Annotated in this window: 19 protein-coding genes and 1 riboswitch; of the genes, 1 reads left to right on the plus strand and 18 read right to left on the minus strand. The window is 70.6% G+C overall.

Annotated features, from left to right (window positions below; translation table 11 throughout):
* Nucleotides 1–30: 30 nt before the first annotated feature.
* The 8 genes from thiD to ACIA5C_RS30870 all read right to left on the minus strand — a co-directional run bounded on the left by thiD (nt 31) and on the right by ACIA5C_RS30870 (nt 6,309).
* Nucleotides 31–780, minus strand: a complete 750-nt coding sequence (gene thiD, locus ACIA5C_RS30835) for a bifunctional hydroxymethylpyrimidine kinase/phosphomethylpyrimidine kinase (protein ID WP_396060968.1) — start codon at nt 778–780, stop codon at nt 31–33.
* A complete protein-coding gene (locus ACIA5C_RS30840) occupies nt 777–1,367 on the minus strand; it encodes a thiamine phosphate synthase (RefSeq protein WP_396061582.1) in 591 nt (196 codons plus the stop codon). Before ACIA5C_RS30840 ends, thiD begins: the two co-directional genes overlap by 4 nt.
* Nucleotides 1,364–2,107 (minus strand): thiazole synthase, encoded by a 744-nt coding sequence (locus ACIA5C_RS30845; protein ID WP_396060970.1) that lies wholly within the window; start codon nt 2,105–2,107, stop codon nt 1,364–1,366. Before ACIA5C_RS30845 ends, ACIA5C_RS30840 begins: the two co-directional genes overlap by 4 nt.
* Nucleotides 2,108–2,109: 2 nt before the next feature.
* Nucleotides 2,110–2,310 (minus strand): sulfur carrier protein ThiS, encoded by a 201-nt coding sequence (thiS, locus tag ACIA5C_RS30850; protein WP_396060973.1) that lies wholly within the window; start codon nt 2,308–2,310, stop codon nt 2,110–2,112.
* A complete protein-coding gene (gene thiO / locus ACIA5C_RS30855; RefSeq protein ID WP_396060975.1) occupies nt 2,307–3,302 on the minus strand; it encodes a glycine oxidase ThiO in 996 nt (331 codons plus the stop codon). The genes thiS and thiO overlap by 4 nt, the downstream gene beginning before the upstream one ends.
* Nucleotides 3,299–3,877: a thiamine phosphate synthase gene (gene thiE / locus ACIA5C_RS30860; protein WP_396060977.1), complete on the minus strand. Its 579-nt coding sequence runs from the start codon at nt 3,875–3,877 to the stop codon at nt 3,299–3,301. The genes thiO and thiE overlap by 4 nt, the downstream gene beginning before the upstream one ends.
* A riboswitch (TPP riboswitch) is annotated at nt 3,868–3,979 on the minus strand. (Overlaps the previous gene by 10 nt.)
* Before the next feature lie 36 nt (nt 3,980–4,015).
* Nucleotides 4,016–5,662: an ABC-F family ATP-binding cassette domain-containing protein gene (locus ACIA5C_RS30865; RefSeq protein ID WP_396060979.1), complete on the minus strand. Its 1,647-nt coding sequence runs from the start codon at nt 5,660–5,662 to the stop codon at nt 4,016–4,018.
* A 32-nt stretch (nt 5,663–5,694) separates the two neighbouring features.
* On the minus strand, nt 5,695–6,309 hold the full coding sequence (locus tag ACIA5C_RS30870; RefSeq protein WP_396060981.1) for a class I SAM-dependent methyltransferase: 615 nt from the start codon (nt 6,307–6,309) through the stop codon (nt 5,695–5,697).
* 96 nt (nt 6,310–6,405) lie between these two features.
* On the opposite strand from ACIA5C_RS30870, the gene ACIA5C_RS30875 reads away from it, so the two are divergent.
* Nucleotides 6,406–7,284 (plus strand): hypothetical protein, encoded by an 879-nt coding sequence (locus ACIA5C_RS30875; RefSeq protein ID WP_396060983.1) that lies wholly within the window; start codon nt 6,406–6,408, stop codon nt 7,282–7,284.
* A 15-nt stretch (nt 7,285–7,299) separates the two neighbouring features.
* On the opposite strand, the gene truA is transcribed toward ACIA5C_RS30875, so the two are convergent.
* From truA to ACIA5C_RS30925, 10 genes are all read right to left on the minus strand, one after another.
* Nucleotides 7,300–8,115 (minus strand): tRNA pseudouridine(38-40) synthase TruA, encoded by an 816-nt coding sequence (truA, locus tag ACIA5C_RS30880; protein WP_396060985.1) that lies wholly within the window; start codon nt 8,113–8,115, stop codon nt 7,300–7,302.
* Between the two features lie 132 nt (nt 8,116–8,247).
* Nucleotides 8,248–8,829, minus strand: a complete 582-nt coding sequence (rplQ, locus tag ACIA5C_RS30885) for a 50S ribosomal protein L17 (protein ID WP_396060987.1) — start codon at nt 8,827–8,829, stop codon at nt 8,248–8,250.
* Between the two features lie 37 nt (nt 8,830–8,866).
* Nucleotides 8,867–9,889, minus strand: coding sequence for a DNA-directed RNA polymerase subunit alpha (locus ACIA5C_RS30890; RefSeq protein ID WP_364103643.1), 1,023 nt, complete (start codon nt 9,887–9,889; stop codon nt 8,867–8,869).
* A gap of 83 nt (nt 9,890–9,972) precedes the next feature.
* Complete coding sequence (gene rpsD / locus ACIA5C_RS30895; protein WP_364103646.1) at nt 9,973–10,599, minus strand: 30S ribosomal protein S4; 627 nt, start codon at nt 10,597–10,599, stop codon at nt 9,973–9,975.
* Nucleotides 10,600–10,615: 16 nt separating this feature from the next.
* On the minus strand, nt 10,616–11,023 hold the full coding sequence (rpsK, locus tag ACIA5C_RS30900) for a 30S ribosomal protein S11 (RefSeq protein WP_020513613.1): 408 nt from the start codon (nt 11,021–11,023) through the stop codon (nt 10,616–10,618).
* Between the two features lie 17 nt (nt 11,024–11,040).
* Nucleotides 11,041–11,421, minus strand: coding sequence for a 30S ribosomal protein S13 (gene rpsM, locus ACIA5C_RS30905; protein ID WP_396060991.1), 381 nt, complete (start codon nt 11,419–11,421; stop codon nt 11,041–11,043).
* Nucleotides 11,422–11,573: 152 nt separating this feature from the next.
* Nucleotides 11,574–11,690, minus strand: coding sequence for a 50S ribosomal protein L36 (gene rpmJ, locus ACIA5C_RS30910; protein ID WP_015619018.1), 117 nt, complete (start codon nt 11,688–11,690; stop codon nt 11,574–11,576).
* Between the two features lie 49 nt (nt 11,691–11,739).
* Nucleotides 11,740–11,961, minus strand: a complete 222-nt coding sequence (gene infA / locus ACIA5C_RS30915; RefSeq protein WP_007073013.1) for a translation initiation factor IF-1 — start codon at nt 11,959–11,961, stop codon at nt 11,740–11,742.
* Between the two features lie 192 nt (nt 11,962–12,153).
* On the minus strand, nt 12,154–12,732 hold the full coding sequence (locus ACIA5C_RS30920; RefSeq protein WP_396060994.1) for a DUF1707 domain-containing protein: 579 nt from the start codon (nt 12,730–12,732) through the stop codon (nt 12,154–12,156).
* Nucleotides 12,733–12,749: 17 nt separating this feature from the next.
* Nucleotides 12,750–13,256 (minus strand): DUF1707 domain-containing protein, encoded by a 507-nt coding sequence (locus tag ACIA5C_RS30925; protein WP_396060996.1) that lies wholly within the window; start codon nt 13,254–13,256, stop codon nt 12,750–12,752.
* Nucleotides 13,257–13,314 lie beyond the last annotated feature (58 nt).

The raw sequence follows: 13,314 nt of genomic DNA on the forward strand, positions 1-13,314 counted from the left end.
GCCCCGCCGGCTGATTCGGGACGGACTGATCTAGGCGAAGTGGTTCAGTGGCCCGGGCCCGGCACCCAGCCGCCACTCGCTGCCGCCACGCAGCGCGACGGTCACGTACTCCTTGGCCGCACGCACCGCATCGGGAACCGCATCCCCGGCCGCCAGCCGAACGGCGATCGCGGCCGAGAACGTGCAGCCGGAGCCGTGATTGTTCGCGGTCGCCACCGGCTCACCGGTCAGCACCTCCGTCACGCCGTCGTAACGGAGCACATCGACCGCCAGCTCACTGCCGGTCACAACCACCGCGCGCGCTCCCCGCGCGGCCAGCACGGCGGCGTCCGCCTCCGGCGATCCGCCCTGATCGCGGGCCAGCGCCCGCGCCTCCCGCCGATTCGGCGTCAGCACCTGCGCGTACGCGACAAGCCGCTCGACAAACGCAGCGTTCCCCAACGTCGCCCCGGACGTGGCGACGAGCACCGGATCGACCACCAGATGCGGCAGCTCTCCGGCCCGCGCCGCAATGACCTCGGCAACCGCCGCGTCCCCGACCATCCCGACCTTGACCGCGGCCACCGGCAGATCACTGAGCACCGCATCGAGCTGCGCCGCCACGATCTCGGCCGGCACCGGATGGATCCGGGTGACCCCGACCGTGTTCTGCGCCGTAACCGCCGTGATCACCGACGCGCCATAGGCGCCGAGCGCAGCAAACGTCTTGAGGTCGGCCTGAATCCCGGCGCCCCCACCCGAGTCCGACCCCGCGATCGTGAGCACCACCGGCGGAGTCACGACCCCACCCCGCTGTCCACCGCCGCCGCGAAAGCCGTGGACAGCTCCCGGGCAACCTGTTCCGGGTCCGGCGCCCGCATCACCGCGCCCAGCACCGCGATCCCGGCCGCGCCGGCCCGTGCGCACACCTCGACCCGGGCCACCGAGTCGATCCCGCCCAGAGCCAGCCAGGGCACCGAACCCGCCAGGCGAGCCGCCTCGACCGGGCCCAACGCGGGGCCGTAGCCCGGCTTCGTCGAGGTCAGAAAGACCGGCGAGAGCGTGACGTAGTCCTCTTCGGACGGTGACACGACGTCGTGCCGGGACCGCCCGACCAACCCCACCCTGGGCACCGGCCACGGATCGGCCTCGGCCAGGTGCACCGCATCGCCACCCAGCGGATCGGGACCGGCGACGATCAACCGGCCCGGCGGAACCACGGCCCGCAGTTCGCCGGCAAGTGCGCGCCGGGCCGCGTACGGCAGATCCCTCTCGCGGAGAATGACCCAGGCCGAGCCTCCGCGGACCGCCGCCTCGACCACCTCCGGCAGGGAGCCCGCGGCGAGCCGCCGATCGGTGAGCACGACGAGCCCGGCCGGTGTGGTCACCATCGCGCGATGCCCTCGTCCGAAGTGGACGCCAGCGCGTGGAAGCGTCGCGGGATCCGCCCGGCCGCGTGCGCCAGCCGCCCGGCCTCGACGGCATGCCGCATCGCCGTCGCCATCCCGACCGGGTCGTCGGCCCGGGTGATCGCGCTGGCGATCAGCACCCCGTCGCAGCCGAGTTCCATCGCGAGCACCGCGTCCGAGGCCGTGCCGATGCCCGCGTCGAGGATCACCGGCACGTCGACGGTCCCGCGGATCAACCGGATGTGGTGCGGGTTGGAGATGCCCAGGCCGGAGCCGATCGGCGACCCGGCAGGCATCACCGCCGCGCAGCCCACGTCGGCCAGCCGGCGGGCCAGGATCGGGTCGTCGCTGGTGTACGGCAGCACCGTGAACCCGTCCGTGACCAGCGTCTCGGCCGCCCGCAGCAGCTCGATGCCGTCCGGCAGCAGGGTCCGGTCATCGCCGATCACCTCGAGTTTGACCAGGTCGGTCTCGAACGCGTCGCGGGCCAGATGGGCGGTCTTGATCGCGTCGCCGGCGGTGTAGCAGCCGGCCGTGTTCGGCAGCACCCGCACGCCGATCCGGTCGAGGAGCGGGAGCAGGCCCGGCCCGGCCGCGTCGACCCGGCGCAGCGCGACCGTGACCAGGTCGGTGCCCGACGCGACGATCGCCTGCTCGAGCACGGCCAGGCTGGACGCCCCGCCGGTGCCGAGGATGAGGCGCGAGTCTCCGAAGATCATCGTCAGCCTCCCTGGGCCGCGGTGAGCACCTCGACCGTGTCGCCGTCGGCCAGCGTCACCTCGGTCCAGGTCGACCGCGGCACCACCGTCCCGTTGACCGCGACGGCGACCCCGCGCCGCGCTTCGAGCAACGAGGTGACCAGGCTGTCTACCGACAGCGCGGCCGCAACGACACAGTCCCGGCCGTTCACTGTCACCCTCATGCAAACCTCCCCGGCGCGAAGTCGTCGAGCATGGGATCGGTGGTTCCGGTCAACACCAGGTCAGCGATCAGGTCGGCGGTGACCGGCGCCAGCAGTACGCCGTTCCGGAAGTGCCCGGCCGCGACCACGACGCCCTCGCGGAGCACGCCGAGCAGCGGCGCGTTGTCCGGTGTGCCCGGCCGATGACCGACCAGCGTCTCGGCCAGTGTGCATTCGGCGAGGTCGGGCACGAGTTCGATGGCCGCCCGCAGCAGGTCGTGGACGCCCCCGGCGGTCACCGTCCAGTCGGAGCGTTCCTCCTGGGTCGCCCCGACCACGATCTCGCCGTCGGCCCGCGGCACGACGTAGACCGAACGCCCGTCGACCGTCGCCTCGATCACGTGCCGGAGCAGCCCGGGTTCGCCGCGCAGCCGGAGCACCTGGCCTTTGACCGGCCGGATCGGCAGGCCGGTGAGCGCCGCCGTGCCGCAGCCCGCCGCCACCACGACCGTCGGCGCGCCGGCCTCGTCGAGCGTCGACAGCCGCTTGGTGACGATCCGGTCGCCGAGCCGCTCCCGCAGCGCCGCCACGACCCGGCGCGGGTCGACCTGGCAATCGGCCGGCCGGTGCACGCCGGCCCGCACCCGCGGCGACAGGGCCGGCTCGAGTTCGCGCAGGCGGGAGGGCCGCAGGGCCGGCGAAGGCCACTCCCGCGCGGCCACGGCGACGTCGTCGGCCGTGACGGCGAGGCTCAGCGTGCCCGTCTCGTCGTAGCCCACGTCGACGCCGAGCGAGGCCGCGAACGACGACCAGCGCTCGGCGGACGACGACATCAGCCGGACCAGGGCCGGTGTCTCGAAGGCCGCCTCCCCGCCCGGCGCGAGCATGCCGGCGGCGACGTTCCAGGCGCCGTACTCACCGTCGTCGAAGATCGTGACGTCGGCGCCGTTGTCCACCAGCCGCGAGGCGATGGACAGGCCGATGATCCCGCCGCCGACCACCGCGACGCTCACGACAGCGCCTTCAGGAACGAGGTGGTGGCACCGACCGGGTCGGCCGCGATCGCCGAGACCACGGCCACCCCGTAGGTCCGGAGTTCCGGCACCCGGTCGACGGTGATCCCGCCGATCGCGATCACCGGGATCTCGGGCGCCGCGGCGGCCGCGGCGCCGGCCACCGCCGGCCCCATGGGCGGCGGCAGGCCATCCTTTGTGGACGTGGCGAAGACCGGACCGAGCCCGACATAGGAAGCACCATCGGCAACCGCGCGACGGATGTCCGCAAGGTCGCGACAAGTGCCTCCGACGACGGCCGTCGGACCGAGAAGCCGCCGAGCCACCGAAACCGGTAGATCGGACGACCCCACGTGAACGCCATCGGCCCCGACGGCCAGCGCCACCTCGACCCGATCATCGATCAGGCACAACGCGCCGGCCGTGCGGCACAACGGCAACGCGGCCAGCGCCAACTCGTAGGCCAGCCGAGAGGACGACTTGACCCGGATCTGGATCGCAACCGGGCCGAGCCCGACCACCGCCCGCACGACGTCCAGCGAGTCGGTGATGATGTGCAACCGAGGAAACACCACACGCTCCTCCCTGCGCCGGCATGACCCGGATCAGGTTCGACGGTCGGGGGCCGCAACAGCCCCCCTCTCAGCCCGGTGCACCGGACTCCCGTGGGGTTGGTTCTTCCTCGGACCATAACCGGCCCGCGACCGAAAGCGCTAGCGCACTTCCCAAACTGGCTGTGGTGTCTCGACCACCTCTCCGTCACCCTGGAACAGCACGAACCGATCGAACGACCGGGTGAACCAGCGGTCGTGGGTCACCGCGATCACCGTGCCCTCGAACGCCATCAACCCTTCCTCGAGCGCCTCGGCCGAGGCCAGGTCGAGGTTGTCGGTCGGCTCGTCGAGCAGCAACAACGTCGCGCCGGAGAGCTCGAGCAGCAGCACCAGGAACCGTGCCTGCTGCCCGCCCGAGAGCGTGCCGAACTTCTGGTCGCCCTGCGCGGCCAGCTCATATCGGTTGAGGGCCTTCATCGCCCCGGCCCGATCGCGCCCGGAGCGATGTTCGTCACCCCGCCACAGGATCTCGACCAACGTCCGGTCGACCAGTTCCGGCCGATCGTGGGTCTGCGAGAAGTGCCCCGGTCGCACCCGGGCGCCCAGCCGAGCCACACCGTTGTGCTTCACGTGGGCCAGCGGCGCCCCGTCGACCGGCTGATTTTCGACGTCGGGGCTGGTGCCGCCGGCCGCCAGCAGCCGCAGGAAATGCGACTTGCCGGTGCCGTTCGCCCCGAGCACGGCCACGCGGTCGCCGTACCAGATCTCCAGATCGAACGGGAACGTCAGGTTTTCCATCTCGAGATCCGAGCAGATCACGGCCCGCTTGGCCGTACGCCCGCCGCGCAGATCCATCCGCAGCGACTGGTCCTTGGGCGGCAGCGGCGGCGGGCCGGCCTCCTCGAACTTGCGCAACCGGGTCTGCGCCGACTGGTAGCGCGACGCCATGTCGGAGTTGTACGCCGCCTTCTGCTTGTACATCAGCATCAGCTCGCGCAGCTTCTCGCGCTCCTCGTCCCAGCGCCGCCGGTTTTCCTCCAGCCGCTCGTGGCGGTGCACGCGGGCCTCGTGCCACGACGCGAACCCGCCCGGGTGCGTCCAGGCGCTGCCGCCCTCGACGGTCACCACCCGATCGGCGGTCCGGGCCAGCAACTCGCGGTCGTGGGAGACGTAGAGCACCGACTTGGGCGACTCGCGCAGCCGCTCCTCGAGCCAGCGCTTGGCCGGCACGTCGAGGAAGTTGTCCGGCTCGTCGAGCAGCAGCACCTCGTCGTCGCCGCGCAGCAGCAGGTCGAGCGCAAACCGTTTCTGCTGACCGCCGGAGAGCGTCCGCACCGGACGGTTGCGCACCTCTTCCCACGGCTTGTCCAAGATGGCCACTGCGACTGTGTCGAACAACACCTCGGCGTCATAGCCACCGGCCTCGCCCCAATGGGTCAGCGCGTTGGCATAGGAGATCTGGCTGCGCTCCGAGTCGTCCAGCGCCGCGAGGGCGGTGGCGAGGCGCTCGCCGGCCGCTCGCAACGGCTGTGACATCAGCGAGAGTGCCAGGTCGGACAGCGTGCGGTCGTCGCCGATCATGCCGATGAACTGGCGCATCACGCCGAGCCCGCCCGAGCGGGCGACCGCCCCGACCGGCACCGGCAGGTCGCCGGCGACCATGCGCAGCAACGTGGTCTTCCCCGCCCCGTTCGGCCCGACCAGCGCCACCTTGGCGCCCTCGCCGACCCGGAACGCCACATCGGCCAGCAACTCGCGCCCATCGGGCAGCACATAGCCCACGCCGGCGACATCCACGTAACCCATGGGAGCATCCTGCCTGGTCGATGCCCTCGCGGTCAGTCGGTTTTCCGGGTCACCCTCAGCACGCGATAACCCTTCTGGCTGGCCATGCGCTCGACCTCCCAGCCGCGTTCGACCAGCCAGGCGTGGAACGAGTCACCGCCCAGGTGCCGGTTGATCACCAGCCAGGCGACGCCGCCCGGCGCGAGCCGGGGCAGCCAGCGCTCCATCACCGCGTGCAACTCGGCCTTGCCGACGTGGGTCGGCGGGTTGCTCCAGATCTGGTCGAACGTCACCTCGGCCGGCACCGCGTCCGGCTCGGACACCCGGATCCGCTCCGCGAGACCCAGCGACGCGGCGTTCTCGCCGGTCAGCTCGCGCGCCCGGGAATTCACGTCGATCGCCCACACCAGCGCCTGCGGTGCCTCGGCGGCCAGGACGGCCGCGATCGGCCCGTAACCACACCCGAGATCGAGGAAAACCCCGGTGGTTGCGGCGGTCGGCAGGTCACCCTTCCGCAGGAGTACGGCCGTGCCAGGGTCGAGTCGCCCGCCCGAGAACACGCCCGACGCCGTGGCGAGCCGGTAGTCCCGCCCGCCGACGCTGAACTGGATCTCGCCTCGCTGGGCGGGCGCGCTGGGCTCGGCGCTGAAGTAGTGTTCCGCGGTCACCGGTCAAGTCTGCAACCGCGCAACGAGCGGCCCTGCCCCGGGGGTGCCGCACACCGTGTGCGTTCATAGATCAGCGTGCGCTCCTAGCGTGAGTGAATGCTCCACGGCACCCCTTCGCGTACCTCCCGCTCCCCCCACGCGGCCGGCCACCGCCGAGCCGCCGGAGATACCAGGGTCGCCGCCCGGCACCGGCAGCGCGTCGACCCCCGCTTCCGAACCCGCCCGCTCACCGTCGCCGCCGGGGGCGTGCTCGCACTCCCCCGTGCCGCCGTCCTGCCGGTCAGCCCCCAGTGGGCCGCCCAGGCGCTCACCAAGGCGCTGGCCGGCCTGATCGTGGTCGCCGTCTTCGGCCTGATCGCCTTCTTCATCGTCGCCGACGAGCGCCGGGACGAGCCCTCCGCCGCAGCCTCGGCCGACGCGCTGGCCTCCCGGTCCGCCGACGGCACGCCGCTCACCCTTCAGGAGGTCTTCCCCGATCGGGCCGAGGTGCGCCCGCCCGGCGGCACCGCCGCCTACCGGGTGACGATGACCCACATCGACAGCCAGTGCAGCATCGCCACCGTCGGCGCGCTGGGCAATCTGCTCGGTGGACACGGCTGCAGCCAGGTCGTCCGGGCCTCCCTGACCGCGCCGTACGGCAACTACCAGGTGACCGCCGGCCTCTTCAACCTCGCCGACGCGGCCGGCGCGAGCGCGGTGGACGCCCAGCTTCGCCACCTGGTCGAGACCGGTGACGGCAGCTTCGCCGCGATGGCCGCCGGCGAGCCGGGCCCCGGTCCGGCCACTCCCGCCGTGGCCGGCCAGGTCGGCTGGCACGCCCGCGGCCACTACCTGCTCTATTGCGTCATCACCCGCCCGGGGGGCGCCGTGGTGCTCAACGACGACCCGAACGCGGCCCGCATCAACGCCGACCTGGTCGACGGCTACCTGGACGCCGGTGTCCTCACCGAACGGTCCCGCAAGCAACCGGAGTGACCTGCCGGGCCCGCGTCAGGCCCGCATCCGCCGGGTCGCGTCGGCACGGGAGGCATAGTCGCCCTCGGCCGGATAGCCGACCTCGACCAGCGTGAGCCCGTGCGCCGGGGCCACGGTCACCTCACTCGAGCGTTCGCGCAACATGAGCAGGGTCCGGGGCCAGGAGGGGTCGCGCCGGCCGTCCCCCACCGAGAGCATGGCGCCGACCAGGCTGCGGACCATCGACTGACAGAACGCGTCCGCCTGCACGGTCGCCACGCAGATCCGGTCCGGATCGCGGCTCCAGTCCAGCCGGGTGATCGCGCGCACGGTGGTCGCGTGCTCCTTGCGCTTGCAGTACGCCGCGTAGTCGTTCTCGCCGACCAGCCCGGCCGCCGCCGCGTTCAGCCGATCCAGGTCGAGCGGCCGCACCCAGCCCAGCGTGTCGTACCGGCGCAGCGGCTCGGGACCCCACGGCGTGTCGGCGACGCGGTACTCGTACCGGCGGAAGGTGGCCGAGAAACGGGCGTCAAAAGTGTCCGGCACTTCGGTCACGGCCCGCACCCGGGCGTCCGGCGGCATCAGGGCGGCCAGCCGGCGCAGCAGCGAGCCCGCCAAGGTCGTCCACACCTCGGCGGGCAGGTCGATATGGCAGACCTGGCCGGTCGCGTGGACGCCGGCGTCGGTCCGGCCCGCGACGGTCAGACCCAGCGGGTGGTCCGGGCCGATGAGCCGGCCCATCGCCTCGGTCAGAACCCCGGCCACCGTACGCCGGGACGGTTGTGCCGCCCAGCCCGAGAAATCGGCACCGTCATACGACACGTCCAGTCGCAAGCGGATGGTGTCGCTCACGCGAAAGTCCCCTCTTCGGCCGTGACGCACGACGGCGCTGGGGTCGTCGTGGCGGGACCGGTCCAAATCCCGTACGAAAAAGGGCCCGGCACTCTCGAAAGAGTGCCGGGCCCGCCAAGCTGAAGCCTGAGATCAGGCCTTCTCTTCGGTGTCCTCGCCCTCGGCCTGGTCGCCGGGGCCCTCGGCACCCTTGTCACCGGAAGCGTTCACCGGCGGCTCGGCATCCTGGTCGTCCGCCACGGCGGCCGGCGCGGTGGCCGGGGTCTCTTCCTCCGGGGCGAGCGCCTCGACCTTGGCCTGCTGCGCGGCGGCCTTACGGGCCGCCTTCTTGGCCGGCGCCGTGGTGGCCGCGACCTGCAGCTCCTCGACCAGCTCGATGACGGCCATCGGAGCGGCGTCACCCTTGCGCGGGCCGGTCTTGGTGATCCGGGTGTAGCCACCCGGCCGGTTGCCGTACCGCGGAGCGATCTGGTCGAACAGGGCGTAAACGACGTCCTTGTCCCGCACGACCGTCATCACCCGGCGACGAGCGTGCAGGTCGCCACGCTTCGCCTTGGTGATGAGCTGCTCAGCCAGCGGGCGCAGGCGCCGGGCCTTCGTCTCGGTGGTCTTGATCTTCCCGTGCCGGAAAAGCTCGGTAGCCAGGTTGGCCAGGATGAGCTTCTCGTGCGCCGGGCTGCCGCCGAGGCGGGGACCCTTGGTGGGCGTGGGCATTGGCGATGCTCCTTGTTATACGGCTGACCGGCTGCTCTTAGAGCTGCTCGGTCTCGCGGTAGTCGTCGGTGTCGTAGTCCACGTCGCCGAACGAATCCACGACGTGCGCCGGGTCGAAGGACGGCGCGCTGTCCTTGAGGCCCAGGCCCATTCCGGCGAGCTTCATCTTGACCTCGTCGATCGACTTCTGACCGAAATTCCTTATATCCAGAAGGTCGGCCTCCGTCCGCCCGATCAGTTCGCCCACGCTGTTGATGCCCTCGCGCTTGAGGCAGTTGTAGGAGCGGACGGTGAGGTCCAGCTCCTCGATCGGCAGAGCCAGATCGGCGGCCAGCTGCGCGTCCTGAGGGGACGGTCCGATGTCGATGCCCTCGGCGGTCTCGTCGAGCTCGCGGCAGAGACCGAACAGCTCGACCAGGGTCGAGCCGGCCGACGCCAGCGCGGTACGCGGCGAGATGGACGCCTTCGACTCGACGTCGATGATCAGACGGTCGAAGTCGGTGCGCTGCTCGACACGGGTCGCCTCGACGCGGTAGGTCACCTTCATGACCGGCGAGTAGATCGAGTCGACCGGGATGCGGCCGATCTCGGCACCGGCGGTCTTGTTCTGCGCCGCCGTGACGTAGCCACGGCCCCGCTCGACGGTGAGCTCCATGTCGAGCCGGCCCTTGCTGTTGAGCGTGGCCAGCTTCAGGTCGGGGTTGTGCACGGACACGCCGGCCGGGGGCTGGATGTCACCGGCGGTGACGTCGCCCGGGCCCTGCTTGCGCAGGTACATGCTGACCGGCTCGTCGTGCTCGGAGCTGGTGGTCAGCTCCTTGACGTTCATGACCAGCTCGACCACGTCCTCCTTGACACCGGGGATCGTGGTGAACTCGTGCAGAACGCCGTCGATCTTGATGCTGGTGACCGCCGCGCCCGGGATGGACGACAGGAGGGTCCGCCGCAACGAGTTGCCGAGGGTGTAGCCGAAGCCCGGCTCCAGAGGCTCGATGGTGAACCGGGAGCGGGTCTCGCTGAGCGACTCCTCCGTGAGGGTCGGCCGCTGGCTGATGAGCACGCTGTTCTTCTTTCTGTCAGGCCATCCGCTATATGACGGCCGTCTTTCGGGTGCCGGCCGGACTTGGCCGGCACCCACGAGCTCTACTTGGAGTAGAGCTCGACGATCAGCTGCTCCTGGACCTGGGTGTCGATGACACTGCGGGCCGGGAGCGAGTGCACGAGGATCTTCATCTCACTCGGGATGGTCTCGAGCCACGCCGGCACGGGCCGGGAACCGGCCTGGGCCTGCGAAACGACGAAGGGAGTCATCTCCTTCGACTTCTCGCGGGTCGTGACGATGTCGTGCTCCTTGACCCGGTACGACGGGATGTCGACCTTGTGGCCGTTGACCAGGAAGTGGCCGTGCTTGACCAGCTGCCGGGCCATGTCCCGGGACTGCGCGAGGCCGGCCCGGTAGACGACGTTGTCGAGACGCGACTCGAGGATCTGCAGCAGCACCTCGCCGGTCTTGCCCGGCTTGGTGACAGCCTCCTCGTAGTACGTGTGGAACTGCTTCTCCAGCACGCCGTAGACGCGGCGGGCCTTCTGCTTCTCGCGGTGCTGAAGCAGGTACTCGGTCTCCTTGGTCCGACCGCGGCCGTGCTGGCCGGGCGGGAAGGGACGCGACTCGAACGGGCACTTCGGCCCGTCGCACTTGCTGCCCTTGAGGAACAGCTTCATCTTCTCGCGGCGGCAGCGCTTGCAGTCCGCACCTGTATAACGAGCCATTGTTTCTAGATCTCCCTCAGACCCGACGACGCTTAGGCGGACGGCACCCGTTGTGCGGCTGCGGCGTGACGTCGGCGATCTGGCCGACCTCGAGGCCCGCGGCCTGCAGCGAACGGATGGCGGTCTCCCGGCCGGAACCGGGGCCCTTGACGAACACGTCGACCTTGCGCATGCCGTGTTCCATCGCCCGGCGAGCGGCGGCCTCGGCGGCCAGCTGCGCGGCGAACGGGGTCGACTTGCGGGAGCCCTTGAAACCCACCTGGCCGGACGAAGCCCAGGAGATGACCGCACCGGTCGGGTCGGTGATCGACACGATGGTGTTGTTGAAGGTGCTCTTGATGTGCGCCTGCCCGTGGGCGACGTTCTTGCGTTCCTTGCGCCGGACCTTCTTTACTGCGGCCCCTGCGCGTGCCTTCGGTGGCATAAGTCAGTGCGCTCCTATTACTTCCGACCGGGCTTCTTCTTACCGGCGACCGTGCGCTTCGGACCCTTGCGGGTACGGGCGTTGGTGCGGGTCCGCTGTCCACGCACGGGAAGACCCCGGCGGTGGCGGATGCCCTGGTAAGCCCCGATCTCCACCTTGCGGCGGATGTCCGCGGCGACCTCGCGGCGAAGGTCACCCTCAACCTTGAAATTGGCCTCGATGTAGTCGCGGAGCTGAACCAGCTCCTCTTCCGTGAGGTCCTTCGAGCGCTTGTCCAGGTCGATACCGGTCGCTGCCAGTGCTTCCACCGAGCGGGTCCGGCCGATCCCGAAGATGTAAGTGAGCGCGATCTCCATCCGCTTGTCGCGGGGAAGATCTACGCCGACGAGTCGAGCCATAAGTGGGCGTACTCCTCATTCACGTCGGAGGTCTGTGCCGCTCCCACCCCGTCTGCCCGGACGGGCCCCGGCCTCCAACCGGGGGTGCGGCCACGAGAAGTGGCCGGGGAGAAGCTTGTTCGTGATGCCGGATCTGGCAGCGGACCCGGGACTCAGCCCTGGCGCTGCTTGTGGCGCGCGTCGGTCTTGCAGATGACCATGACGCGGCCGTGCCGCCGGATGACCCGGCAGTTGTTGCAGATCCGCTTGACGCTCGGCTTGACCTTCACGGTTTGCCTTAACTCTCAGTCGGAACGGGACGTAATACCCGCGACCCCACTACTTGTAGCGGTAGACGATGCGCCCACGGGTCAGGTCGTACGGCGAGAGCTCGACGACGACCCGGTCCTCGGGAAGGATGCGGATGTAGTGCTGCCGCATCTTGCCGGAGATGTGAGCCAGCACCTTGTGACCATTGGCGAGCTCCACGCGGAACATGGCGTTCGGCAGGGGCTCGATCACTCGGCCTTCGATCTCGATGGCTCCGTCTTTCTTTGGCATGTCCTCCGCTACCTGACATCGGGGTTTGGGGCTAGCGCTCGTACAGCGTCTTACCCGATCCTCATACGTGAGGCTCGGACCAGCCGCGGCTCCCGCCATCCTCGAAGCGCTGAGGACATGCAAGAGTGGACGCTGCGCGCCAGCTAGCCAGTGTACGCGCGCCCCAGCGACGACACCAAACCGAGGTCACCGTTACCCGGGGTCGGGTGTGTCGCCCCCCGAAGAACCGGACATGTCGGCGTTTTTCTCCTTCGGTGGCTGCCGATTCGGCGGCTGCGAGGTGAGTGCCTGAGCCCGGCGCTCCTTCTCCTCGCGCTCCCTCAGCTCCCGGGCCGCACGCTCCTCGAACTCGCGCCGAGGTGCCCCGGTCATCAGCCCGTTGACCGTTCGCCACAGCACGGCCGCGGCCCAGATGCCGATGATCCAGCCCGGCCAGTAGTCGCCGAACCCGCTGATCGCCCAGATCGCGGTCAGGGCCACGGCGGCCGGCACCCAGCTCTGCCACTGACGAAGGATCCACTCGGCGGTAGGGCTCTTGCGCCTCGGCTCCACCGGGGCCTCGGCGGGGACCGGGTGCTGCCCCACCGGCAGGTCGGTCAGCAGGCCATCGAGATCGCCGTAGGTCCTGGCGGCGTAGGCCTGCTGCAGGCGCTCGTCGTACTCGCCCAGATCGAGCCGGCCCTCGTCGAGCGCCGCCCTCAGACGCTCGACCACCCGCTCGCGGTCGGCATGGGACGCCCGCATCTGATCGCGGCTCAGGCCATCGGTCATGGCGGTCCCGTCACGCCTCAGATGCCGCGGCGACGGTCACGACGCTCGTCGCGGGCGCCCCGATAGGCGTCGCGGCGCGCGTCCCGGTCGGACTGGCCGTGGCTGTAGCCGAACCACTGGCCACCCACCCCGAGGACGATCGGGATCAGCATCCAGACCGGCCAGAAGTAGACGAGGTGGCCGGCGCTCGCGCTGGTGACCGCCCAGATCAGCACGCAGACCAGGAAGGCGCCGCCGTACGGCCCGGTCCAGCGGGCCCACTGCGCGGCGACCGAGTGCGCGGGTGCCGGAGCGGGGGCCCCGGCCGGCGTGGCCGGCTGCACCTGGGACTGCTGGGGCGGCACCGTGCCGGGCAGGTCGTCGAGCAGCCCGTCGAGGTCGGCGAAGGTCTTCGCGGCGTAGGTCTGCTGGAGTCGCTCGTCGTACTCACTCAGGTCGAGCCGGCCCTCGTCGAGAGCCGTCTTGAGCTGATCCGCCACTGCCTTGCGATCACTGTCGCCGGCCCGCATTCCCTCGCGCCCCATGCGTCCCAGCATGCCAGCCGATCGCCACCGAGGCGATGCCGGGTTGTCGCGGCCCTCG

Source organism: Actinoplanes sp. NPDC051343, from assembly GCF_044455125.1.
GTDB lineage: Bacteria > Actinomycetota > Actinomycetes > Mycobacteriales > Micromonosporaceae > Actinoplanes.

Bases quoted from the DNA above. Each gene is read 5' to 3' on its own strand.
- ACIA5C_RS30865 (WP_396060979.1), bottom strand. From the start codon at position 5,662: ATGGGTTACGTGGATGTCGCCGGCGTGGGCTATGTGCTGCCCGATGGG.
- rpsD (WP_364103646.1), bottom strand. From the start codon at position 10,599: ATGGCTCGTTATACAGGTGCGGACTGCAAGCGCTGCCGCCGCGAGAAG.
- thiS (WP_396060973.1), bottom strand. From the start codon at position 2,310: ATGAGGGTGACAGTGAACGGCCGGGACTGTGTCGTTGCGGCCGCGCTG.
- ACIA5C_RS30920 (WP_396060994.1), bottom strand. From the start codon at position 12,732: ATGACCGATGGCCTGAGCCGCGATCAGATGCGGGCGTCCCATGCCGAC.
- rplQ (WP_396060987.1), bottom strand. From the start codon at position 8,829: ATGCCCACGCCCACCAAGGGTCCCCGCCTCGGCGGCAGCCCGGCGCAC.
- rpsK (WP_020513613.1), bottom strand. From the start codon at position 11,023: ATGCCACCGAAGGCACGCGCAGGGGCCGCAGTAAAGAAGGTCCGGCGC.
- ACIA5C_RS30845 (WP_396060970.1), bottom strand. From the start codon at position 2,107: ATGATCTTCGGAGACTCGCGCCTCATCCTCGGCACCGGCGGGGCGTCC.
- infA (WP_007073013.1), bottom strand. From the start codon at position 11,961: ATGCCAAAGAAAGACGGAGCCATCGAGATCGAAGGCCGAGTGATCGAG.
- ACIA5C_RS30875 (WP_396060983.1), top strand. From the start codon at position 6,406: ATGCTCCACGGCACCCCTTCGCGTACCTCCCGCTCCCCCCACGCGGCC.
- ACIA5C_RS30925 (WP_396060996.1), bottom strand. From the start codon at position 13,256: ATGGGGCGCGAGGGAATGCGGGCCGGCGACAGTGATCGCAAGGCAGTG.
- rpsM (WP_396060991.1), bottom strand. From the start codon at position 11,421: ATGGCTCGACTCGTCGGCGTAGATCTTCCCCGCGACAAGCGGATGGAG.